Annotated in this window: 23 protein-coding genes and 1 riboswitch; of the genes, 16 read left to right on the forward strand and 7 right to left on the reverse strand. The window is 72.8% G+C overall.

What is annotated here, in order from left to right:
• Positions 1-14: 14 nt before the first annotated feature.
• Positions 15-683, reverse strand: coding sequence for an aa3-type cytochrome oxidase subunit III (gene ctaE, locus FH610_RS29085; RefSeq protein WP_432871498.1), 669 nt, complete (start codon positions 681-683; stop codon positions 15-17).
• A 111-nt stretch (positions 684-794) separates the two neighbouring features.
• On the opposite strand from ctaE, the gene FH610_RS29090 reads away from it, so the two are divergent.
• The 3 genes from FH610_RS29090 (at position 795) to FH610_RS29100 (ending at position 3,427) form a co-directional block, all read left to right on the forward strand.
• Complete coding sequence (locus FH610_RS29090; RefSeq protein ID WP_030508905.1) at positions 795-1,190, forward strand: response regulator transcription factor; 396 nt, start codon at positions 795-797, stop codon at positions 1,188-1,190.
• Between the two features lie 285 nt (positions 1,191-1,475).
• Positions 1,476-2,525 carry an anthranilate phosphoribosyltransferase gene (gene trpD, locus FH610_RS29095; protein ID WP_139578207.1) on the forward strand — a complete coding sequence of 350 codons (1,050 nt, stop codon included), beginning with the start codon at positions 1,476-1,478 and terminating at the stop codon, positions 2,523-2,525.
• 98 nt (positions 2,526-2,623) lie between these two features.
• Positions 2,624-3,427, forward strand: coding sequence for a sensor histidine kinase (locus FH610_RS29100; RefSeq protein WP_139578208.1), 804 nt, complete (start codon positions 2,624-2,626; stop codon positions 3,425-3,427).
• 112 nt (positions 3,428-3,539) lie between these two features.
• Here FH610_RS29100 and FH610_RS29105 read toward each other — a convergent pair whose 3' ends face one another.
• The 3 genes from FH610_RS29105 to FH610_RS29115 form a co-directional block, all read right to left on the reverse strand.
• The gene (locus tag FH610_RS29105; RefSeq protein ID WP_079313341.1) at positions 3,540-3,827 is read right to left on the reverse strand and encodes an Lrp/AsnC family transcriptional regulator; all 288 of its coding nucleotides are present in this window, start codon (positions 3,825-3,827) and stop codon (positions 3,540-3,542) included.
• 67 nt (positions 3,828-3,894) lie between these two features.
• Positions 3,895-5,616 carry a DEDD exonuclease domain-containing protein gene (locus FH610_RS29110; protein ID WP_139578209.1) on the reverse strand — a complete coding sequence of 574 codons (1,722 nt, stop codon included), beginning with the start codon at positions 5,614-5,616 and terminating at the stop codon, positions 3,895-3,897.
• A gap of 66 nt (positions 5,617-5,682) precedes the next feature.
• A complete protein-coding gene (locus FH610_RS29115; RefSeq protein ID WP_139578210.1) occupies positions 5,683-6,264 on the reverse strand; it encodes a GNAT family N-acetyltransferase in 582 nt (193 codons plus the stop codon).
• A gap of 322 nt (positions 6,265-6,586) precedes the next feature.
• Here FH610_RS29115 and FH610_RS29120 point away from each other — a divergent pair, with 322 nt between their 5' ends.
• The 5 genes from FH610_RS29120 (at position 6,587) to FH610_RS29140 (ending at position 12,366) form a co-directional block, all read left to right on the forward strand.
• Positions 6,587-7,903 (forward strand): NYN domain-containing protein, encoded by a 1,317-nt coding sequence (locus FH610_RS29120; protein ID WP_139578211.1) that lies wholly within the window; start codon positions 6,587-6,589, stop codon positions 7,901-7,903.
• Between the two features lie 149 nt (positions 7,904-8,052).
• Positions 8,053-9,015: a C40 family peptidase gene (locus FH610_RS29125; protein WP_139578212.1), complete on the forward strand. Its 963-nt coding sequence runs from the start codon at positions 8,053-8,055 to the stop codon at positions 9,013-9,015.
• A 314-nt stretch (positions 9,016-9,329) separates the two neighbouring features.
• Positions 9,330-9,484, forward strand: a riboswitch (cyclic di-AMP (ydaO/yuaA leader).
• A 74-nt stretch (positions 9,485-9,558) separates the two neighbouring features.
• On the forward strand, positions 9,559-10,128 hold the full coding sequence (locus FH610_RS29130; protein WP_240809258.1) for a C40 family peptidase: 570 nt from the start codon (positions 9,559-9,561) through the stop codon (positions 10,126-10,128).
• Positions 10,129-10,230: 102 nt separating this feature from the next.
• Positions 10,231-11,172: a gluzincin family metallopeptidase gene (locus FH610_RS29135; protein WP_139578213.1), complete on the forward strand. Its 942-nt coding sequence runs from the start codon at positions 10,231-10,233 to the stop codon at positions 11,170-11,172.
• An 84-nt stretch (positions 11,173-11,256) separates the two neighbouring features.
• Positions 11,257-12,366 (forward strand): glycosyltransferase family 4 protein, encoded by a 1,110-nt coding sequence (locus FH610_RS29140; protein ID WP_139578214.1) that lies wholly within the window; start codon positions 11,257-11,259, stop codon positions 12,364-12,366.
• Between the two features lie 12 nt (positions 12,367-12,378).
• Here FH610_RS29140 and FH610_RS29145 read toward each other — a convergent pair whose 3' ends face one another.
• A complete protein-coding gene (locus tag FH610_RS29145; RefSeq protein ID WP_240809259.1) occupies positions 12,379-13,635 on the reverse strand; it encodes an Nramp family divalent metal transporter in 1,257 nt (418 codons plus the stop codon).
• Between the two features lie 7 nt (positions 13,636-13,642).
• Complete coding sequence (locus FH610_RS29150; RefSeq protein ID WP_139578215.1) at positions 13,643-13,939, reverse strand: manganese catalase family protein; 297 nt, start codon at positions 13,937-13,939, stop codon at positions 13,643-13,645.
• A 149-nt stretch (positions 13,940-14,088) separates the two neighbouring features.
• On the opposite strand from FH610_RS29150, the gene FH610_RS29155 reads away from it, so the two are divergent.
• Positions 14,089-14,298 carry a hypothetical protein gene (locus tag FH610_RS29155; protein ID WP_139578216.1) on the forward strand — a complete coding sequence of 70 codons (210 nt, stop codon included), beginning with the start codon at positions 14,089-14,091 and terminating at the stop codon, positions 14,296-14,298.
• 123 nt (positions 14,299-14,421) lie between these two features.
• Here FH610_RS29155 and FH610_RS29160 read toward each other — a convergent pair whose 3' ends face one another.
• Positions 14,422-16,221 carry an AMP-dependent synthetase/ligase gene (locus FH610_RS29160; RefSeq protein WP_139578217.1) on the reverse strand — a complete coding sequence of 600 codons (1,800 nt, stop codon included), beginning with the start codon at positions 16,219-16,221 and terminating at the stop codon, positions 14,422-14,424.
• 238 nt (positions 16,222-16,459) lie between these two features.
• Here FH610_RS29160 and FH610_RS29165 point away from each other — a divergent pair, with 238 nt between their 5' ends.
• The 7 genes from FH610_RS29165 (at position 16,460) to FH610_RS29195 (ending at position 22,523) form a co-directional block, all read left to right on the forward strand.
• Positions 16,460-17,227, forward strand: a complete 768-nt coding sequence (locus FH610_RS29165) for a metallophosphoesterase family protein (protein ID WP_139578218.1) — start codon at positions 16,460-16,462, stop codon at positions 17,225-17,227.
• Between the two features lie 14 nt (positions 17,228-17,241).
• Positions 17,242-17,679, forward strand: coding sequence for an SRPBCC family protein (locus tag FH610_RS29170; protein WP_139578219.1), 438 nt, complete (start codon positions 17,242-17,244; stop codon positions 17,677-17,679).
• On the forward strand, positions 17,676-18,836 hold the full coding sequence (locus FH610_RS29175) for an ArsA family ATPase (RefSeq protein WP_139578220.1): 1,161 nt from the start codon (positions 17,676-17,678) through the stop codon (positions 18,834-18,836). Before FH610_RS29170 ends, FH610_RS29175 begins: the two co-directional genes overlap by 4 nt.
• Positions 18,833-19,285 (forward strand): hypothetical protein, encoded by a 453-nt coding sequence (locus FH610_RS29180; protein WP_139578221.1) that lies wholly within the window; start codon positions 18,833-18,835, stop codon positions 19,283-19,285. The genes FH610_RS29175 and FH610_RS29180 overlap by 4 nt, the downstream gene beginning before the upstream one ends.
• Before the next feature lie 198 nt (positions 19,286-19,483).
• Complete coding sequence (locus FH610_RS29185; RefSeq protein WP_139578222.1) at positions 19,484-20,428, forward strand: ROK family glucokinase; 945 nt, start codon at positions 19,484-19,486, stop codon at positions 20,426-20,428.
• Positions 20,429-20,432: 4 nt separating this feature from the next.
• The gene (locus tag FH610_RS29190) at positions 20,433-21,173 is read left to right on the forward strand and encodes an endonuclease/exonuclease/phosphatase family protein (RefSeq protein WP_139578223.1); all 741 of its coding nucleotides are present in this window, start codon (positions 20,433-20,435) and stop codon (positions 21,171-21,173) included.
• 150 nt (positions 21,174-21,323) lie between these two features.
• Positions 21,324-22,523, forward strand: coding sequence for a hypothetical protein (locus FH610_RS29195; protein WP_139578224.1), 1,200 nt, complete (start codon positions 21,324-21,326; stop codon positions 22,521-22,523).
• Positions 22,524-22,561 lie beyond the last annotated feature (38 nt).

Consider the following 22,561-nt stretch of genomic DNA (forward strand, 5'->3'; position numbering starts at 1 on the left):
AATCCCCGTTCCGATCATTTGATGATGTAGATGGTCGCGAAAAGGCCGATCCAGACCACGTCGACGAAGTGCCAGTAGTAGGACACGACGATCGCGCTGGTCTGCTGCTCATACGTCAAGCGCTTCGCGGCGTACGTACGTCCCAGGATGAACAGGAACGCGATCAGACCACCCGTCACGTGCAAGCCATGGAAGCCCGTGGTCAGGTAGAACACCGAGTCGTACGGAGAGTGCGAGAGGATGTGACCCTCCTCCGCCAGGTGCCCGTACTCCCAGAGCTGTCCGCCCACGAAGAACGCACCCATCAGGAAGCTTACGACATACCAGAATCGCAGCTTCTTGACCTGGCCTTTCTCGACGGCCCACACGCCCAGCTGGCACGTGACGCTCGAAAGGACCAGGACGGTCGTGTTGAAGGTCGCGAACGGGACGTTGAGGTCCGCCTCGGGCCAGTGCGTGCCCTGCCCCAGGCTGACCGACCGGATGGTGAAGTACATCGCGAACAGCGCCGCGAAGAACATGAGCTCAGAGGACAACCACACGATGGTCCCGACCTGAACCAGGTTCGGCCGGCTGGACCCGTGCGGTCTCGTCGTCGTAGTAATTGCGGATGCTGTCGCCACGCCCAGCATTATTGCGGCTCCCCAGGTCGGGTCGCCCCACGACCCCCCGCTAGGGTCCATACGCGCCTACGAAACGGGCATGTCATAGCAATCGCCCCGGGGCTGCGAGCCCTGCAGCCGCGCCGGTAGCATCACGATGACCATACCCCGCGATTCGACAGTGAGCGTGAAATGAGGGTTCTCGTCTACAGCGACGACGCAAGCACCCGGGAGAAGGTGCGCCTGGCCATCGGGCGGCGCCCCGCCGCGGACGTGCCCCTCGTCGAGATCGTCGAGTGCGCGACCCAGCCGGCCGTGATCAAGCACCTCGACTCCGGCGACATCGACGTGGCCGTCCTCGACGGCGAGGCGCAGCCGGCCGGCGGCATGGGGGTCAGCCGGCAGGCGAAGGACGAGGTGCACAACTGCCCGCCGATCCTGCTGCTCATCGCCCGCAGGGACGACCGGTGGCTCGCCAACTGGTCCCGCGCCGACGCCGTCGTCGCGCAGCCCATCGACCCCGTCGTCCTGGCCGAGGCCGTGGCCGACCTCATGCGGCGCCGCCTCAGCCTCACCCGGGCGCACTGATCCGGGCGCACTGATCCGGGCGCATCAGCTCCGGGCTCTGGAATTCTGGGCGCCGGCACCGGGCGCGCACTGACGCCGGGCGTACCGACGCCGGGCGCCATGGCGCCCGGTCCGGGGCCCACGTGTCACCGCACCGGCCCACCCGGCCGAGGCGGGGGCACACGTGTCACCTGACTCACCCGGGCCCGGGCGTCGCCGGGCCGTCGCTTCACCCGGGCACGCCGACGCCGCCCAGTCGCACCGAACCGCCGACCCGACCCCACATCGAATCCCGCGGAGCCCACCATGGACACGCGCACCACCTGGCCCTCCACGCTGAACGCCCTGCTGGCGGGTGAGAACCTGACGGCCGACGAGACGGCCTGGGTGATGGGGGAGATCATGTCGGGGTCGGCCACCCCGGCGCAGATCGCCGCCTTCGCCGTCGCCCTGCGGGCCAAGGGCGAGACCATCGCCGAGGTGACGGGCCTCGTGCGCACCATGTTCGAGCGCGCCACCCCGCTCACGGTCGAGGGGCCGGTGGTCGACATCGTCGGCACCGGCGGTGACCGGGCGCACACCGTCAACGTCTCGACGATGGCCGCGATCGTCGCGGCGGCGGCCGGGGCCCGGGTCGTCAAGCACGGCAACCGGGCCGCCTCCTCGCTGTGCGGCGCGGCCGACGTGCTCGAGCATCTGGGCGTCGCCCTCGACCTGTCGCCGGAGACCACCGCCAGGGTCGCGGTGGAGGCGGGCATCGCCTTCTGCTTCGCGCCCGTCTACCACCCCGCCCTGCGCTTCACCGGCCCGCCGCGCAAGGAGATCGGCGTGCCGACGGTGTTCAACTTCCTCGGGCCGCTGGCCAACCCGGCACGCCCCGCCGCCCAGGCCATCGGCGTGTTCGACGCGCGCATGCTGCCGGTAATGGCCGGGGTCTTCGCCGAGCGCGGCGTGTCGGCGCTGGTCTTCCGGGGCGACGACGGCCTGGACGAACTGTCCACCGCGGCCCCGTCGACGGTCTTCGTCGTCAGGGACGGCACCGCGACCCAGACGACGATCGACCCGGCCGACCTCGGCATTCCCCGCTCCCAGCCGGGCGACCTGCGCGGCGGCGACGTCGAGTTCAACGCGGCGGCGGTGCGCGACCTGCTGCGCGGCGAGACGGGGCCGGTGCGCGACGCGGTGCTGCTGAACGCGGCGGCCGGCCTGGTCGCCTACGACGGCCCGGGCGACGACCTGACGGGCGACCTGCGCACGGCGTACGCCCGCGCGGCCGAGGCGGTCGACTCGGGCAGGGCCGCGCAGACCCTGGAGCGCTGGGTCGAGATCAGCCGCACGCTCGGCGGTAAGGCCTGATCGCGCTCCTGGTCCGGATCGCCTCCATCGCTGGAGGGATCAGGCGTCCGCCTTGATGGGGACGTACCGGGTTCGGCCTTAGCCGTACCGTTCCCGCCATGATGCGCCTGTTCGCCCTTCGCGTCATCCACCGATGGGCCGCGTTGGCCCGCGGCGGGATGGCCACGCTCACCGCCGGTCTGCGCGGCGCGCCCTCGGCCGGTTCTCGCCCCGGGGCGGTCTTGCCGGGACGGGACCGCGGCAGGGGCGGCCGGCGGGTCACGGCGGAGGGCGGGGACGGCGCGCGGCCTGGACGTCCCGCTCACCCCGACGCCGAGGACGACGCCGTCTGGGAACGCCTGCGGATCGCCTCGGAACTGCACGACCTGGTGGCCCACGACCTGAGCGTGATGACGCTGGGCGTGGGAGCGGGCCGGGTGATCATGGACAAGGACCCGGAGCGGGCCCGGCAGACCTTCCGCGAGGCCGAGGAGTCGGGCCGCCGGGTGCTGTCCGACCTGCGCCGGATGATGGGTCTGCTGCGCATGGACGGGCAGCGCCGCGGCCCCCAGCCGGGCCTGGGAGACCTGCCCGGGCTGATCGACGACTTCCGCGCGAGCGGGCTCGCCGTCTCGTTCACCGAGGTCGGCCCCCGGGGGAGCGGCCCCACGCTGGAGCTGTCGGCATACCGCATCGTGGAGGAGGCGCTGGGCAACGCCCTGTGGTACGGCATGGCCCGCGCGGCGACGGTCACGCTGCGGTGGCTGCCCGCCGTCGTCGAGGTCGTCGTCCACGACGACGGGCTGCCCCGCGACCGGCTCGTCAGCACCTGGGAGCGCGCGGCGCTGTTCGGCGGCTCGGTCGCCGCGCACCCGCTTCCGGGCGGGTTCGAGGTCCGCGTGCGGCTGCTACGTCCGGCCTGATCCGCCGCGCTCTGCCTGCCCTGCTCCGTCCTGCCCGGCCGCGCCTGCCGGACCGTGCTCTGCCTGCCCGGCCGCGGCTGCCCGGCCGACCGGTGCGCCTGGCCGGGCGGGGTCAGTCCGCGTCGGCGAGGCCGATGGAGAAGGCCGCCTCCAGGTCGTGGCGGGAGTAGGTGCGGAAGGCGATGTGCGTCTCGGTGTGGCGCACGCCGGGCACCTTGTTGACGCGGCCGGGCACGACCTCGGCCACCTCGTCGTAGCGGCCGACCCTGACCATGGCCAGCAGGTCGAACTCGCCGGTGATCGAGTACACCTCGCTGACGCCCTCGATCTCGGCGATGGCCTCGGCGACCTCGGGGATCCTGTCGACGTCCGCCTTGATGTGGACGATCGCGGTGACCATTCGCGTCTCTCCTGCTGTCTCGCGGCTCGGGTCTGTCGCCCCCGACCTTAGTGCCACGCCCGCCGCGTCACCTCAGGGGCCGTCCCTCACGGCGGTCGCCGCGCTGGTGCCGATAGGCGCGCTCGATGCGCTCGACCAGCCGCCCCGCGCCGTACGCGGGAAGGCTCCAGGTGCCGTCGACCTGGACGAGGCGCACGCCGGGGGAGTCGAGCCAGCGCAGCACGCACTCGGTCTCCTCGGCGCTGGCGGCCGGGGTGGGGCCGGGACCCGGGACGACCGTCTCCGCCGTGGCGACCAGCGCGTCCACGTACGGCGTGGGGTGGGCGCCCCGGGGCATCACGCCGGCCGCGGCGAGCCTGCCGTGCCGGATGACGTGGATGTCCCAGCCCCCGTCGAAGGCCGGGCTGGCCGCGACCATCTGCGGGATGCCGGTCAGCGAACGCAGGCGCTGCATGCGCGCGGCGGTCCTGACGTAGGCCGCGAGCCGGTCCCGGTCGACGGCCGCCTCCTCGTATCGCTGCTCGGCCGACAGGCGGCTCATGCGCGCCTCCATCGCCGAGAAGACCGCCTCCGCGTCGAGTTCCATCGCGTGCCGGGCGTGGCGGACGTGGCGGGCGTAGCTCTCCTCGCTCTCGCGGCCCTCGCAGGGCGCGCCGCAGCGGCCGATCTCGGCGAGCGCGCAGGCGGGGCGCCGCACGCGGGCCGACAGCCGTTCGGTGCACTGCCGCAGCGGCAGCGCCTCGTGCATGGCGGTCCGCGCGTCGTCGGCGGTGCGGCTGCTGCCGAACGGGCCGAGGTAAGCCGCGCCGTCGTCCTTCACCTCGCGCACGACGCTGAGCCGGGGGAACGCCTCGTCGGTCAGCTTGAGCCAGACCACCCGCTCGGGGAAGCGGGACCGTCTGTTGTAGCGCGGCTTGGTCGCCCCGATCATCCGCAGTTCGCGGATCTCCGCCTCCAGCGCGGTGGCGCAGACGATCGTCCTGACCCGCTCGGCGATGCCGACCATCTCGCGGATGCGCGAGCGGGTCTCGCTCGCGGTGAAGTAGCTGCGCACGCGGTTGCGCAGGTTGGAGCTCTTCCCGATGTAGAGCGCCTCGCCCTTGGCGTCCTCGAAGATGTAGACGCCGGGCGCGCCGGGCACCCCGTCGGCGAGGTGGCGTTTGCGCTGCTGCTCCGGAGTGGGGGCGCGCACGAAGCCGCGCAGGTCTTCCAGCGTGTGCACGCCGAGCGACCCGACCCGCGCGATGAGGCCGTGCAGCACGTCGACCGTGGCCTTCGCGTCGGCCAGCGCCCGGTGGCAGGGCTCGGTGGAACTGCGGAAGACCCGGGCGAGGGTGGCCAGCTTGCAGTTGGGGGTCTCGTCGCGGGTCAGCACGCGGCGCGCGAGGTCGGCCGTGTCCACCACCGGGTTGGCCGGGGGCGGGTAGCCGTTGACCTGGCACGCCGCCTTCAGGAACGACATGTCGAACGGCGCGTTGTGCGCCACGAGCGCCGTCCCGGCGATGAACTCCAGGAAGCTCGGCAGCACCTCGGAGAACTTCGGCGCGGCCACGACCATCGCGTCGGTGATGCCGGTCAGCACGGAGATGAACGGCGGGATCGGGCCGCCGGGGTCGACCAGCGTGGCGAACTCGCCGATCACTTCGCCGCCGCGCACCTTCACCGCGCCGATCTCCGTGATGGCGTGCTCCGCGGCCGACCCGCCGGTGGTCTCCAGGTCGAAGACGACGAACGTCACCTCCCGCAGGGGAGTGCCGAGCTCGTCCAGCGTGCCCTGTACCGCATCCACGCCCATGACCATAGAAGTCCCGACCGACAATTGCCGCCCCCGCCCCAGGCGGAGGTAAAGCGACGGTCAGGCGGGCGGCTGCACGGAGGCCGCTCCGGCGCGCCACTCGCGAGCCAGCATCGCGAAGACCAGCTCGTCGCTCCACGCGCCGGCGAAGAACTCGTTCTCCACCAGGCGGGCCTCCAGGCGCATGCCGAGCCGCTCCATGAGGCGGGCGGAGGAGGTGTTGCGCGCGTCGCAGTTGCCGTGGATCCGGTGGAGCCCGAGACCCTCGAACCCGATGCGCAGGATCTCGCGGGCCGCCTCGGTGGCCAGGCCACGGCCCTGATAGGCCGGGTTGAAGACGAAGCCGATCTCGCCCTGGCGGTGCTCGCGGCTGCGCAGGAACAGCGTGAGGTCCCCGATCACGGGCCCACCGCCGGCCGGCGCGGCGGCCACGCTGAGCACGTCGCCGTCCTCCTCGAGCGACGCGCAGGCGATCTTCCGGTCGAGCGCGGCCTTCGTCTCCTCCCGCGTACGGGCGTCCCAGTAGAGGTATCTGGCGACCTCCGGCAGGGAGTGGAAGGCGTGCAGGTCGTCGAGGTCGGCCTCGGTGAAGGGGCGCAGGACCAGCCGGGGGGTTGCGATCGGGTACGGCGGGGTGAACACGTCGCCAAGCGTAAGGACAGGGACCGGGCGCGCGCCAAGGAGTTGTGCCTCCCCGCTCCGCCGGTGCGGGCGCGGTGACAGATCTTGAACGCGACATGGACACGGTGCGACGGCCGTACCCTTGAAAGAAGACAAGAACAAGGGAGTGTCTCGCAGATCTTGCCGTGTGAGGGCGGTCCGGTGGGCGCGCCGCGAGGCCAGGGCCTCGCGGACGGCGGGCATCGGGGACGTTCTCGCACTCGGGGGCGACAGCACCGCGAGGCGCCGCCGGGGCGACCGCAGTGGGCAGAAGATCTGTAGGACACGACCGAGGAGCGACGAGATGAGTTCAGCCGGAGAAGGCCTGTCTCGTCCGTTGCCCGAGCAGGTCCGTTTACACGTGGTGGAGGTCGCGGCGCAGGTGCTGGGCTCGATGCCCGCCGCGGCCGTGCCGCCGCCCTTGCGCAACATCGCCAGGTTCGACCCGCGCAAGCGCGCCCGCCTGGGCAGCGCGCCGATCGCGGCCCAGCTGGAGAACGACAAGGAGTTCCGCGAGCGGGTGGCCGAGACGGTGGAGACCGCCTGGCCCGAGCTGGTGGCGAGCCTGGCCGAGGGCACCGTGCCCCCCGCGGCCGAGCCGGTGCTGGTCGCGGCGGCGGCGTACCTGACCCGCCCGCCCGGCTGGCCGGACCTGGTCGAGCAGGCGCGGACCGATCTGGAGCAGGCCGCCGCCGCGGGCACCCAGCGGGAACAGGCGGAGACGCGGCTGCGCGAGCAGCTCGCGGCGCAGCGTGCCTCCGCCAAGGAGGAGATCGACCGGGTGCGCGAGCAGCTCAAGGCGGCCCGGGCGGAGAACTCCGACCTGCGGCGCAAGCTGCACGACGCCCGCGAGCGGGTCAGGGCCGCCGAGGCCAGGGCGGCCGAGCTGGAGGCGGAGACGGCCGAGGCGCGGGCCAGGGCCGCGAACGCCAACGGCGCGGCCGAGACCGAGCTGCGCCGGCTCAGGGAGCGCCTGGCGGACGCCGAGCGCCAGCTGGAGGCCAGCCGCAGGGCCGCCCGCGAGGGCCGCAGCATCGAGGACGCCCGGGTGCGGGTGCTGCTGGACGCGCTCCAGGACGCCGCCGCCGGGCTGCGCAAGGAGCTCGGCCTGCCCACGACGATCAGCAGGCCGGCCGACTACGTGAACGCGGTGCTGCCGGGCGAGCCGGGCGTGACGGCCGTGCCCGCGCGGGCGCTGGCCAACGACGACCCCCAGCTCCTCGACCAGCTCCTGGCCATCCCTCATCTGCATCTGATCGTCGACGGCTACAACGTGACCAAGACCGGTTACCCGTCGCTGACCCTCGCCGACCAGCGGGCCCGGTTGCTGACCGGGCTCGGCGGGCTCGCCGTGCAGACGCGGGCGGAGGTGACGTGCGTGTTCGACGGCGCCGAGCTGAACGGGCCCGTCCAGGTGTCCGCGCCGCGCGGGGTGCGGGTGATGTTCAGCGCGCCCGGGGAGATCGCCGACGACCTCATCCGCACCCTGGTGCGGGCGGAGCCGCCGGGCCGGGCCATCGCCGTGGTCTCCTCCGACCGGGAGGTGGCCGAGTCGGTGCGCCGCATGGGTGCCCGGCCGGTGCCCTCGCTCCTGTTGCTGCGCCGTCTCGGCCGGAGCTGAAGCGCCGTACGCGCGCTCCGGACCGGCGTCGTCACGGTGAGTGATGACTGCCGCGAATACCTGCGAATAGGTTGAAGCCTCAAGATCGCCTAGATAGAGTCGCGCCGCAGGTTTCGTTGATCTAAGAGGTTGATCCTCAAGGGGGCTCAGTGCGAGGGCGTGTGCCGGTGGCCGCCGGTCTGGCCGCCGTGGTCCTGCTGACGCCGATGGCGGGCGCGCAGGCGGATCCGAAGCCCACAGTCGCGCAGGCCAAGGCGAAGCTGAGCAAGCTCAACGAGCAGGCCGACAAGCTCGTGGACCGCTACAACGCGGCCAACGAGAAGTGGAAGAAGGCGAGGGAGAAGTACCTCGCGATCAACGGCGACTACAAGAAGCAGAACGTCCGGGTCGAGGCGCTGCGCTCCGGGCTGGTCTCGATGGCCGTCAGCAGCTACCAGGTCGGCGAGATGGGGTCGTGGGGCGGCGTCTTCTACAGCTCCAACCCCGATGCCATGCTCAGCGGCCTCGCCACGCTCAACCACATGTCGGCCGAGCGGGCCGGGCGGCTCAGGGAGTACGAGGGCGCCATCAAGGACCTCAAGGACCGCCGTGACCAGAGCAAGGTGGTGTACAAGGAGGCCACCGACGTCCGGGGCGAGCTCGCCGACGAGAAGGACAAGGTCGACAAGCTCGTCCGCGAGCAGATGAAGCTGCTGCGCTCGCTCGGGACGTACAACCCCGGCAACCCCAACAGCGCAGGCGTCGTCTACGCCGGGCCGGCGTCCGGCAACGCGCTGTCGGCCCTCCAGTTCGCCTACAAGCAGGTCGGCAAGCCCTACCGTTACGGGGGCACAGGACCGGACTCCTGGGACTGCTCGGGGCTCGTGCAGGCCGCGTGGGCGGCGGCGGGCGTGACGCTGCCCCGGACCAGCTACGAACAGTGGGCCTGGGGCGCGAGCCGCAGGGTCTCGCTGGACGAGCTCCAGCCGGGCGACCTGCTCTGGCACGCCGGGTACGGACACGTCGGCATCTACGCCGGCGACGGGAAGGTCGTCCATGCCCCCCAGACCGGCGATGTTGTGAAGATTGTCACACTCGCCGAGTATCACGCGATCGGAGCTGTGCGCCCCTGAGGGCCCGGCCAAGTTTGTGATCTCTGTGCCTTTTGTGGCTTCTGTGACCCGATTTAGCCGTTGTTGCCGAGATTGTGAGCAGAGTCACATTTAGCCGTTTGCGGTGCGGGTAAGCTGCGCTTTCTTCTCGGCGGCCTTCGTTATCCGATCTTTATCCGGTGGTGGGGCTTTGCCGAACGCGGCGGGACCTCGGTAGCTTCTGGGCCGCGGCGAGCACACCTCGCCGCGGCGCACCCGGTCGGCCGGCCGGGGCGCGCAGTCATCCACCGTCATCGGCGTCCTCCATCACCCTCCCCTTCGCGGGATCCCCCGGCGCCGGTGGCCTGCCGAGTCCGTGCAGTCAGGAGGCACGGAGCCGGGGAACCATCGACCTTCACGCGAAGGTCCGGGGTGAATCGGCGCATCGCGCGCCGTAGGGCGACTTCCCCGCCCGAACCCGTCAGCTAACCCGGTAGGCGTGAGCGGAAGACCCGAGGAGAGATCCTGTCTACCACCCCCGCTAGCCTGTCCCGTCTTGCCCGAATTGCCCTTGGTGGTGCCGCTTTGACGGCATCCGTAGGGGTCGCCGGAGCACATCCGGCGGCGGCCGACACGGTGACGGTCACGGTCGTCAAGACGGCCACAGCGACGAAGACGGCCACGAAGACGGGCACCGCGACGAGCGCGAAAACCGCCGCCCGCAAGGCCGCCGCGAAGAAGCAGACCAAGAAGCACGCCGCCAAGCGGAAGATCAGCAGGGCCTCGCTCCAGCGGGTCAAGGCCCAGCGCGCGGTGAAGGCCGCGGAGAGGCAGATCGGCGACCCCTACCGCTACGGAGCAACGGGACCGGGCGCGTTCGACTGCTCTGGCCTGGTCCAGTACGCCTGGCGCAAGGCGGGCGTACGGCTGCCGCGCACGACGTGGTCCATCCGCGGCGCGGTCAGGAAGAAGGTGTCCTGGGGTCACTTCGAGCCCGGTGACCTGATCTTCACCAGCGGCGGTGGCCACGTCGGCATGTACGTCGGGCACGGCAAGATGGTCCACGCTCCGCACACCGGCACGCGGGTCCGGATCGACAAGCTGGACGCCTACCGGAGGAGCACCTTCGTGGGTGCCGTCCGTCCCGGCGTCTGACGGGTACCGGTCACCAGCCCCCTCGACCGGCGCCGTCCTCACGGCCCCGTCCACCTCGCGAGGTGGACGGGGCCGTGGCACGTGCTGGTTAGCATGCACGGCGTGACTGTCACGAGCGCCGTGCCCGGGGGCGTGCCGGGCGCGCCCGCCGAGGCCGATCGGCGCCGGCCTGAGGTTCCGCCCCACGGGGTCCGTTCCCGCCGGATCGCGGCCGTGGCCGCCGCGCTGGCCGCGCTGCTCGCCGGGCCCGCCGCCGCGGCCCCGCCCGACCCGCTGCTTCCCCTGCGACTGGACGCCCGGGCCGCCGTGCGGGAGCACCCGGGCATGTGGACCGGTGCCTCCGTCGCCCGCGGCGAGCGCGCCGTCGTCGTCGGGTCGCCCCGGCCGCTGGTCGCCGAGATCGCCGTGCTGGCCGATCGCGCGGGCCGCACGGTCACGAGGATCTGGGGCGGGTACGGCGGCGCCGTGGTGCTCGTGCCGCGCGCCGAGGAGCAGGCCGCCGTGCTGGCCGCGCCGGCGAAGGTGGACGGCCTGGCGGCCGTCGCCATCGGCGGCCGCGTGATCGTGCAGCCGGCGGCGTTCGCCCGCCTGTCCGCGACCGGCCGCCTGGTCGTCGTGACCCATGAGCTGACGCACGTCGCGACCGCCGGTCCCCACGCGGTGCCGATGTGGCTCATGGAAGGCTTCGCCGACTATGTGGGCTACCTGGACAGTGGACTGCCGGTCCGTACGGTCGCCGCCGAACTGGCTGCCGACGTGGCCGCGGGGAGGCCGGCGCTGACCGGCCTGCCCGGTCCCGCCGACTTCGCCGCCAGGCCCGCGCAGGCGTACGAGGAGGCGTGGCTCGCCTGCCGCTACGTCGCGGCCCGGTTCGGCGAGCGGAGGCTGGTCGCCCTCTACCGCGCCGCGCTGCGCGAGGGGATCGGCGCCGCGCTGCGGGAGGTTCTCGGGCTGTCCGCCGACGGCCTGACCCGCGAATGGCGGTCGTACGCGCGCGAGCAGCTCGCCCGGTCCCGATCTCCACAGGGCGCCCGATCTCCATGAGGTGCGGGTGCGACCGCGGCTGCGACAATGCGTTCTCGGGCGGCGCGGGCGGACCGCGCGACCACGCCGGCAGCGGGGGTGAGGATGACGAAGCGGACGCTGATCGTCACGAACGACTTCCCGCCCAGACCGGGCGGCATCCAGGCGTTCGTGCACGGCCTCGCCTCGCGCAGGCCGCCCGGCTCCGTGGTCGTGTACGCCCCGCGCTGGAAGGGGTGTGAGGAGTTCGACGCCCGCCAGCCGTACGAGGTGGTCCGTCATCCCTCCTCGCTGATGCTGCCGACGCGCTCGGTGGCGAGGAGGGCGGCGGCGCTGGTCGAGGACGGCGCCACCGTCGTCTTCGGGGCGGCGGCGCCGCTGGGGCTGCTCGCTCCCGTCCTGCGCGCCGCGGGCGCGGGCCGGATCGTCATGCTCACCCACGGGCACGAGGCGTCGTGGGCCCGCCTGCCGGGCGCGCGCGCCCTGCTGCGCCGCATCGGCGCGGGGGCCGACGTCGTGACCTACCTCGGCGAGTACACCCGCCGCCGGATCGCCCGGGTCGTCCCCGCCTCCAGGCTCGTACGGCTCGCGCCCGGCGTGGACACCGCCGCCTTCCACCCGGGGGCAGGCGGCGACCGGGTCCGCGCGTCCCTCGGCCTGGGCGACCGGCCGGTGGTCGTGTGCGTCTCCCGGCTGGTGCCGCGCAAGGGCCAGGACGTGCTGCTGCGGGCCTGGCCGCTCGTCCTGCGGCGGATTCCCGGCGCGGTCCTGCTCCTGGTCGGCGGTGGCCCCTTACGGCGGTCGCTGGAGCGGACGGCCGCCCGAGCCGGCCTGCGCGGCTCGGTGGTCGTCACCGGGTCCGTCCCCTGGGCGTCCCTCCCGGCCTACTTCGACGCGGGCGACGTGTTCGCCATGCCGTGCCGCAGCAGGTTCGGGGGGCTCGACGTCGAGGGCCTCGGCATCGTCTACCTGGAGGCGTCGGCCACCGGGCTGCCGGTGGTCGCGGGCTCCTCCGGAGGCGCCCCCGACGCCGTACGGCACGGCGAGACGGGCCTGGTGGTCGACGGCACGTCGCACACGGCGGTGGCCGGCGCGCTGTGCGCCCTGCTGGGCGACCCGGCCCGCGCCCGTGAGATGGGCGAGCGGGGCCGGGCCTGGATCGAGGAGGAGTGGCGCTGGGACCTCGTCGCGGCCCGGTTCGCCGCACTGCTGTGACGGAAGGCCGCCTCAGCCGGTGAACACCTCCACGAGGAGGAAACCGTTCACCGCGCAGATCACACCGGCGACGACGACGCCGGCGACGGTGGTGAGGCGGCGGTTGACGAGATCGCCCATCAGCTTCCTGCTGCCGGTGAACGCCACGAGCGGGACCAGGGCGAACGGGATGCCGAAGGACAGCGCGACCTGGCTCAGCACGAGCGCCCGCGTCGGATCCACCCCGGCGGCCAGGACCGCCATGGCCGGGATGATCGTGACCAGCCGCCGCGCCAGGAGCGGCACGCGGCGGCGCAGGAACCCCGCCGTGATCACCTGCCCGGCGTAGGTCCCCACGCTGGAGGAGGCCAGGCCTGAGGCGAGCAGGGCGAGCGCGAACGCGACGGCCGCCCCGGGACCGAGGACCTGCCCGAGACCGGCGTGGACGGCCTGCAGGCCGCCGGGATCGCCGCCGCCGAACGTGGCGGCGGCCACGGTCAGCATCGCCATGTTCACCAGCCCGGCGGTGCCGAGGGCGACGGCGATGTCCATCCTGCTGGCGCGCACGGCCTCCCGGCGATCGCCGTCCGCGCCCTGGTGCTGGGTGAGGGCCGAGTGCAGGTAGACGACGTGGGGCATGACGGCCGCCCCGATGATCCCGGCGGCCGGCAGCAGGCTGTCGGTCCCGGCCAGGCGGGGCACGAAGCCGCCCGCCACACCCGCGAGGGACCCCGACGGCAGCACCTGGTAGGCGAAGCCGGCCAGGACCACACCGAGCATCGCGGCGACGGTCGCCTCGAACCGGCGGCGTCCGCGCGGCGCGAGCATGAGCAGCAGCGAGGAGACGACGGCCGTGACGGCGGCGGCCGGCAGCAGCGGCACGCCGAACAGCAGGTTCAGGGCGATCGCCCCGCCGATGAACTCGGCCAGGTCGGTGGCGGCGGCGACCAGCTCGGCCTGCACCCACAGCGGCAGGCTCACCCGGCGCGGCAGGTGGTCGCGGCACAGCTCGGGCAGGTTGCGGCCGGTGGCGATGCCGAGCTTGGCGGAAAGCGCCTGCACGAACATGGCCGGCACGTTCGCGAGGGCCATCACCCACAGCAGCATCGTCCCGTACTGGGCGCCGCCCGCCATGTCGGTCGCGAAGGCGCCCGGATCGATGTACGCCACGGAGACGACGAAGGCGGGACCGCACAGGCCGGCCAGCCGCGCCAGGCGGCCCGGCGCCGCCCGCCCCTCGGCGGGTACGGCGGGCGCGGGCCCGTTCAGGGGGCGGCGGGAGTCGAGCACGAAAGCCTCACAGGCGGGAGATCTGGCGTGCGGCACGGCGGGTGCCCCACCACGCCGGCCTGGGCGCGGCGAACCGGTGGCGGCCGTCGGGCTGCGGCCCGCTCGCCCAGCCGCCCGACTGGGCCTCGGCGCCGTCGGACAGGTCCCAGATCGTCTCGGCGTGCTCCTCGTCGAACAGCGCGTCGGGCACGACGACGATCTCGCCGAAGGCACCGCCGATGAGCTCCTGGAGTTCGCGCGCGTACACCGGGCCGGGCTTTTCTGGCTTGGCCTCGAACTGCGATCGGCGGTTGTGCCGGAACATGGGACTCCTCGCGTAGGAAGCCACAGGGAGCCGCAGGCCTTACGCGGGCGAAGGGCGCGACCCCGCTGATGCATCTGGTGGGGGGTCACGCATAAATCCCAACACGTGGCGCAACGGGACCACAGGAGCGACACCTAACGAAGGATCCAATGGATGGACAGGTGCCGCCCTACGCCGTGATTAGCGCGAAGAGCCAGCTGTTCGCGCATATGCGACACATCGGCGTGCGCGAGCGGGCCGGGAAAGGAGCGGAGGCCGGATTTTCGGCAGCCCACGAGGTCGATCAGGCATCGCCGCAGGTCGTCTTCGGCCGGCGACACGGAAGATCCGCACCAATCAATGCGATCCGATCACCCTGATCACCCCACGTCCCCGGCTGTACGGCGGGTCTTCGTGACCGTGTCCCGCTCCGCTCGAACGGTGCGCCGAAACGGCCGAAACTTGTCAAAAACCGTCCGACACGTTTCGGCGCACCTGCTCGGTCAGTCGCCGTACAGCTCGTCGATCTGCTTGGCGAAGTCGCGGGCCACGACGTGCCGCTTGATCGACTGCTTCGGCGTGACGTGGCCGGTCTCCTCGCTCAGCTCGATGTCGAGGATGCTGAACTTCTTGATCTGCTCGGCCTTGGAGACCATCCGGTTGGCGTCGTCCACGGCCTGCTGCACCTCGGCGACGACGCCCGGGTCGGAGCAGAGCTCGGCCATGGAGGCGCCGGAGCGGCCGTTGGCCTGCTTCCACTGCTCCATCGCCTCGTGGTCGAGAGTGACGATCGCCCCGATGAACGGTTTGCCGTCGCCGACGACCATCACCTGGCTGATCAGGCGGTGCGCCCGGATGGCGTCCTCAAGCGGCGCGGGCGCGACGTTCTTGCCGCCGGCGGTGACGAGGATCTCCTTCTTACGGCCGGTGATGCTCAGGTAGCCGTGTTCGTCGAGGCGGCCGACATCCCCGGTGTGGAACCAGCCCTCCGGGTCGATCGCCTCCTTGGTGGCGCGCTCGTTGTTCCAGTAGCCGTCGAAGACGTGGCGGCCCTTCACCAGGATCTCGCCGTCGTCGGCGATGCGGATGCTCACGCCGGGGAACGGCTTGCCGACCGTGCCGATCTTGTTGGCGCCCGGGATGTTGACGGTCGAGGGCGCGCTGGTCTCGGTCAGTCCCCAGCCCTCGAACACCTCGATCCCCACGCCGCGGAAGAAGTGGCCGAGCCGCTCGCCGAGGGCCGAACCGCCCGAGACCGCCGCCGTCAGCGCGCCGCCCGTGGCCGCCCGCAGCTTGCCGTACACGAGCTTGTCGAAGGCCGCGTGCTTGAGCCGGGCGCCGAGGCCGGCCCCGCCGGAGCTCTCGGCCTTGCTCCACTCGATCGCGGCCCGTACGGCGGCGTGGAAGATCTTGCCCTTGCCCTCCGCGTTGGCCTTCTGCTCGGCGGCGTTGTAGACCTTCTCGAACACGCGCGGCACGCCCAGCAGGAACGTGGGCTTGAACTCCCGCAGGTCGGGGGCCACGTTCTTCATGTTCGGGCTGTGCGCAAGCACGGTGCCGGTCTCGATCAGGACGATCTGGATGAGCCGGGCGAAGCTGTGCGCCAGGGGGAGGAAGAGCAGCGCGGCCCGGCCCTCCACGTCGAACAGCGTCTCCAGCGGCCCGTGAGAGACGTTGCGCGCGGTGAACAGCAGGTTGTCGTGGGTCAGGCGGCAGCCCTTCGGCATGCCGGTGGTGCCGGAGGTGTAGATGATCGTGGCGAGGTCGCGACCGCCCTGGCTCGCCCTGCGCTCGGCGAGCGTGTCGTTGGTCACGTCCGCGCCGAGGCGCTCCAGCTCGGCGAACCCGCCGTCGTCGACGCGCCACAGCAGCGGCAGCTCGGGCACGGCCTCGCGGACGGTCTCCTCGTGCGCGGCCGTCTCCACGAACGCGGCCTTGGCGCCGCTGTCGGTCAGGATCCACTTCACCTGGTCGGCGGAGGAGGTCTCGTAGATCGGCACCCCGACCGCGCCCGCGGCCCAGATCGCGTAGTCGGCGACGGTCCACTCGTAGCGGGTGCGCGACATCAGCCCGACCCGGTCGCCGGGTTCGATCCCGGCGGCGATCAGCCCCTTGGCGACGGCCGCCACCCTGTCCCTGAACTGCGCGGCGGTGACCGGTGTCCACGGCGCGGCCGGGTCCTCGCCCTCCTTGCGGCGGACGACGACGGCCTCCGGCTCGTCCACGCCGCGCTGGAACACCACGTCGGTGCAGTTCGCGGACGGGGGTACGTCCACCAGCACGGGAACGCTGAACTCGCGCACGGGTCACTCCTTCGCGCACGGCCTCGCGGTCCCCGGAGCGCAGGGCGGGAACCGCGTTGCGGGCATAACTCTTCGTGTCTCACCGGACGCTACCGTGCGATGTTACGCATGGGTAGGTCCGTCACCCAGGCGTTATCCAGGGACAAATCGACGCTATCAGTGTCCCCCGCGCGGCGAGCCCGACACCTTTCCGTTACCCAAGCGGATGCTAGGTAAAGCGGCCGTTACCATGTCCCCCATGCGCATCCACGTCGTCAGCGACGTCCATGGCCGGGCCGACGCGCTCGCCCGCGCGGGCGACGGGGCCGACGCCCTGATCTGCCTCGGAGACCTGCTCCTGTTCATCGACTACGCCGACCACTCGCAGGGCATCTTCCCCGACCTGTTCGGCGCGGAGAAGGCGAGCGAGTACGTGGAACTGCGCGCGGCGGGCCGCTTCGACGAGGCGCGGCGGCTGTCGGCCGGTCTGTGGGCCTCCCTCGACGGCGACCCCCGCGACCTCATGGAGGCGGCGGTCCGCCGCCAGTACGAGCAGATCTTCTCCGCCATGCCGACCCCGGCCTACCTCACGTACGGCAACGTGGACATGCCACGCCTGTGGGCCGACCACCTGAGGCCCGGGCAGCGGGTCCTGGACGGCGATGTGGTCGAGATCGGCGGGCTGACCTTCGGGTTCGTCGGCGGCGGCCTGCGCACCAAGTACCGCACGCCGTACGAGATCGACGACGAGGAGTACGCGCGCAAGGTCGAGGCGATCGGCGAGGTGGACGTGTTGTGCTGCCACATCCCGCCCGCCATCCCCGACCTGCTGTACGACGTGGTGGCCCGGCGGTTCGAACGGGGGAGCGAGGCCACGCTGGAGGCGATCAGGAGGACCCAGCCGCGCTTCGCGTTGTTCGGCCACGTCCACCAGCCGCTGGTCAGCCGCACCCGCGTCGGGCGCACGGAATGCGTCAACGTCGGCCACTTCCGCGGCCGTGGCACGCCTTTCGCCCTGGAATGGTGAAGTACGGTTGGCGCATGGCTGATCGCACTTCGTCGAGCATCACGATCGGCGCCGGCCGGTCGACAATCATGGCTGTCATCGCCGACTTCCCTGCCTATCCGGAGTGGGCCGGCCAGGTGAAGAAGACCGAGGTCCTGGAGACGGGCGCGGACGGCCGTGCCTCCCGGGTCCGCTTCGTCCTCGACGCGGGCGTGATCAGCGACGAGTACGTCCTCGGGTACGACTGGGACGACGACGCGGGCGTGAGCTGGCGGATGGTCGAGGCCGGGAAGATGCTCTCGGGCCTGACCGGCAGCTACCGCCTGACCGAGAACGGCGGCGGCACCGAGGTCACCTACGACCTCGCCGTGGACCTGAAGGTCCCGATGATCGGCATGATCAAGCGCAAGGCCGAGAAGGTCATCGTCGACACCGCGCTGAAGGGGCTCAAGCGGCGCGTCGAGAGCCGATGAGGGTCCTCCTCTTCACGGGGAAGGGCGGCGTCGGCAAGACCACGGCGGCCGCCGCGACCGCCACGCTCGCCGCCGAGCGGGGCAACAAGACGCTGGTCGTCTCCACCGACACCGCGCACTCGCTCGCCGACGCGCTCGGCGTGCCGCCCTCGTCCGAGCCGGTCGAGGCCGCGCCCGGCCTGCACCTGCAGCAGGTGGACACCCAGAAGTCGCTGGAGCGGCACTGGGGCGAGTTACGCGACTACGCCGGCAACGTGCTGGCGGAGCTCGGTCTCGACGAGGTCACCGCCGAGGAGATCACCGTACTGCCGGGCGCCGAGGAGATCCTCGCGCTGCTCGAACTGCGCGAGCAGGCCCGCACCGGCCGCTGGGACGTGATCGTCGTCGACTGCGCGCCGACCGCGGAGACGCTTCGCCTGCTCGCCCTGCCGGAGGCGCTCGACTGGCACGTCAACCGGCTGCTTCCCACCGGCAGGCGGATGCTCAGGGCCCTGTCGCCGGTCATCCGGCACGTCGCCAAGGTGAGCGTGCCCGAGGGCGAGGTCGTCTCGGCGGGGGAGCGGCTGCACCGCGGCCTGCTGGAGGTGCGTGCGCTGCTGACCGGCGACGACGCGTCCGTGCGGCTCGTGCTGACCCCCGAGGCCGTGGTCGTCGCCGAGGCCCGCCGCACCCTCACCTCGCTCAGCCTGTACGGCTACCGCGTCGACGCGGTGATCGCCAACCGGGTCTTCCCGGCGGAGGGCGCCGACGAGTGGCGGCTGGGCTGGGTGGAGGCCCAGGCCAGGCAGCTCGCCACGGTGCACGAGTCGTTCGCGCCGCTGCCCGTCCTCACCGTCCCCTACCTTCCGGCGGAGCCGGTCGGGACCGCCGCCCTCTCGGGCCTCGCCGCGCGGATGTACGGAGACCGGGATCCCTTCGCGCGCCCCGACGTCGAGCCGCCGCTGAGATTCACCACCGACGAGCTGGCGCTGTCCCTGCCGCTCGCGGACCGCGACGATCTCGACCTCGCCCGCAAGGGGGACGACATCATCGTCACCGCGGGGTCCTATCGGCGCGTCATCGCCCTGCCCGCCGCCCTCGCCCGGCGTGAGATCTCCTCGGCCGCGCTCCGGGACGGCCGGCTCCGGGTACGGTTCGAGGCAGGAGGGGCGAAATGACGGATTCCAATGACACCACTCCGCGCAGCCAGGACCCGCTCGGGTCGGCGGCGGAGGAGGCGATGAAGCTGCTGGACGCCGTACAGCGGCGGATGGGCCGGGAGTTCGGCAAGGGGCTCGTGAAGGGCGGCGTGAGCGGCTTCGGATCCGCCTTCGGCGGCGCCGGCGCGAGCGGCCGGGGCGGCGACGTGTGGAGCGAGGCCGTCGCGGAGGACCACGACGAGTACGTCTGCCGGGCCTGCCCGGTGTGCCGGGTCATCGCGGCACGCCGCGAGTCCGGCGGCGACGTCACCGGCCATCTGATCGCGGCGGGCGGAGAGCTGTTCGCGGCGTTCAGGGAGGCGGTCGACGCCCTGCAGCGCCCCCCGGCGAGCGGCAGGGCGCGACCGGCCGGGGAGCGCCGATCCGGCGAGCCGAAGGTCGAGCACATCGACCTGGGGAGTGCCTGACAAAGTCTGCCCACGCGCGGCAGGGCTTGATTTGTCGGGCACGGCCAAGGGTTGACGGGCCGGTTAAGGGCGGGCGACGGCGGGATTGCCACAACCCGGCTCGATCGGCTTCAATCGGCGCGGCGTGATGCCTCGGGCGGGTGACGGCCGGGGCGGAAGCGGATCGGGCGGAAGCGGATCGGGCGGAAGGAAGACGGCATGGCGCTGACCATCGGCGTGGACGTGGGCGGTACCAAGATCGCGTATGGTGTCGTCGACGAACACGGCGCCATCATCGAGCGCGGCCTGCGGCACAGCCCGGCGGGCAGCCCGGAGAAGATGGCGCTCACGATCGCCGACGCGGTGACCGAGCTCGCGGCACGGCACTCGGTCGAGGCCGTCGGCATCGGCGCGGCTGGCTTCGTCGACGAGACCCGCTCGATCATCCGCTTCGCCCCCAACCTGGCCTGGCGCGAGGAGCCGCTGCGCGAGAAGGTGGGCGAGCTGGTCGGCCTGCCGGTCGTGGTCGAGAACGACGCCAACGCCATGGCCTGGGGCGAGTACCGCTTCGGCGCGGGCCGGGGCGAGAGCCACGTCGTGTGCGTGACCGTGGGCACGGGCATCGGCGGCGGCATCGTGCTCGGCGGCGAGCTCTACCGCGGACGGTGGGGGATGGGCGCCGAGCTCGGGCACATGCAGGCGGTGCCGGGCGGCCGTCCCTGCGGCTGCGGCAACAGCGGCTGCTGGGAGCGGTACGCCAGCGGCAGCGCGCTGCTGATGGACGCCAGGGACAACGCGCAGGCCGACCCGGAGGGCGCCGCGCACCTACTGCGGCTCGGCGGCGGCTCGGCCGAGGGCATCCAGGGCGAGCACGTGACCGAGGCGGCGCGCCAGGGCGACCGGGCGGCGCTGGCCGCCTTCGAGTCGCTCGCCCAATGGCTCGCCCAGGGGCTGGCCGACATGGCCGCGGTCCTCGACCCCGGGTGCTTCATCATCGGCGGCGGCGTCTCCGGCGCGGCGGACCTGTTCGTCGACCGGGTGCGCGAGGAGTTCGCCGCGCGGCTGACCGGCCGGGGCCACCGCCCGCTCGCCGAGATCAGGGTGGCCGAGATGGGCCCGGCGGCGGGGCTGGTGGGAGCCGGCGACCTCGCCCGGCTCCGCTGACGGCGTGCTGCGGGTCGCGACCTACAACGTCCGTGGACTGAAGGACGACCGGAGGGCACTGGTCCGGGTGATCCGGGCCCTGCGGCCCGACGTGCTGTGCCTGCAGGAGGCGCCCCGCCTGCCCGGCTGGCGCCGGAAGCGGCGGGCGCTGGCCCGCACGGCCGGTCTGTCCGTGGCCGCCGGAGGCCGCGTCGGCGGGACCGCCGTGCTCACCGCCCCGGACGTACGGCTCCTGCGCGGGCGCGGGCACCGCCTGCGGTGGTTCCCCGGGCTCGAATGGCGCTCCATCGCGCTCGCCGTGGTGGAGAAGGACCGCGAGAGGTACGCCGTGTGCTCGGCCCACCTCGACCTCCTGGCGGGGGCGCGCCTGAGCCACGCCGCCCAGATCGTCCCGCTCCTGGAGCGCGCGGCCCGGGAGTTCGGCGCCGCGCCGGTGCTCGCCGGGGATCTCAACGAGGTCCCCGGTGCCCCGGTCTGGCGGCTTCTCGGGGGCCGCTACACGGACTGCTTCACCGCCGTGCGGGGCCCCGCGCCACGGATCGGGGCGGACGGGGACGACGGCCGGGCCGGTGCGACGTTCCCGGCCCGCGATCCCCGGGTGCGGATCGACGCGATCTTCGCGGGCCCGGGCCTGACCGTCGTGTCGTACGGCGGCGCGGACGTCCCGGCCGAGGACCTGCCCGCCGCGAGCGACCACCGGCCGGTCGTCGCCGAGATCGCCTTCACGCCGTCCGCCCGGGCCTGACAGGCCGCTGACGGGCCGGGGGACGGCCGTGGATTCCGCTCGGCCGGAGACAGCCGGAGACGGCCGGCACGCTCGCGTCCCCGCGTCTCTAGGTAATCGGATTCGCGGCCTGTGTGACGGGGAGTGCCCGGTCCCCCGTACGATCGTTTCATGACCCGCCGCCTCATACGGCGTGCGGTGCCGTTGTGTGTGCTGTCCGCCGGCCTGCTGACCGGACTCCTCCCGCGCGCCACATCGGTCGCGCACGCGCACACAGGGATCGTCCGCGCCCAGGCGGAGCACAGCCCGTCGGAGGACGAGGTCGCCCAGGACGCGGGCTCCTCCACCGGACGGCTCCAGCCCGACGGCTCGCTGTCCGACGTGGCCGGCCTGTCGGCCAAGGACATCTGGGCGGTGGGTCAGCAGAACGCCTGGGACTTCTGGCGGAACCAGGGGATCATCACCCACTGGAACGGCTCCTCCTGGAGCGAGGTGCCGATCCGGGGCGACGCCACCGGCGCCGGCCACTTGCGGTCGGTCGCCGCCGCCTCCGCCACCGAGATCTGGGCCGTCGGCGACGGCCACGACGGCCTGCCGTACGTCGCGAAGGGCTCGCGCGACGGCTTCGACCGCGTCGGCGTGCCGCAGCTGCGCTCCGGGGACTGGCTCGGCGGGGTCGCCGCCTCGTCCGGGCGGGTGGTCGCGATCGGCAGCCGGGACGGCAAGGCGTTCCTGCTGAGCAGCGGCGGCTCCGCCAAGGGCACGACCTGGAAGACCGGCCAGGGCCCCGCGGGCGCGCTCTACGGCGTGGCGCTCGCGGGCCGGTCGGACGGCTGGGCGGTGGGCGACTCCGGCTCCGGGCCCCTGGCCATGCGCCTGACCGGCAGCGGGTGGAAACAGGCCGACCTGCCGGAGATCAAGGGCGGCTTCCTGCGGGACGTGTACGCCGACGGCCGCAAGCGCGCGGTCGCGGTCGGCGGCGTCTACCAGAGTGACGGCGGCATCGCCCCGCTGGTCCTCGACTGGGACGGCAGGCACTGGAAGCGGGTGACGCCGCCGGAGCGGCGCGCCGAACTGTACGGCGTCACGGGGGACGGCGACGGCGTGTTCTGGATCTCCGGGTACGACCCGAGGCACGAGGCCGAGGGCTTCCTGCTCCGGTACGACGGATCGCGCTGGACCACGCTGCGGGGCCCGGCGCCGGCCGAGGAGCGCACGGTGCGGCTCCAGGCGGTCGCGCACGTAGGCGACCTCACCATGGCGGTCGGTCACACGCTGGACGACAAGGGCCGCTACACCGACCTCGTGGAGCGGTTCGGCCCGCCTCCCGCCGACGGCGGCACGGTGAAGGCGGCCTCCGAAGCCGAATGAACACCGGCGCGGCGTGGCCCGGACCGGCCGGGCCGCGC

Source organism: Microbispora catharanthi, assembly GCF_006334915.2.
Lineage (GTDB): Bacteria > Actinomycetota > Actinomycetes > Streptosporangiales > Streptosporangiaceae > Microbispora > Microbispora catharanthi.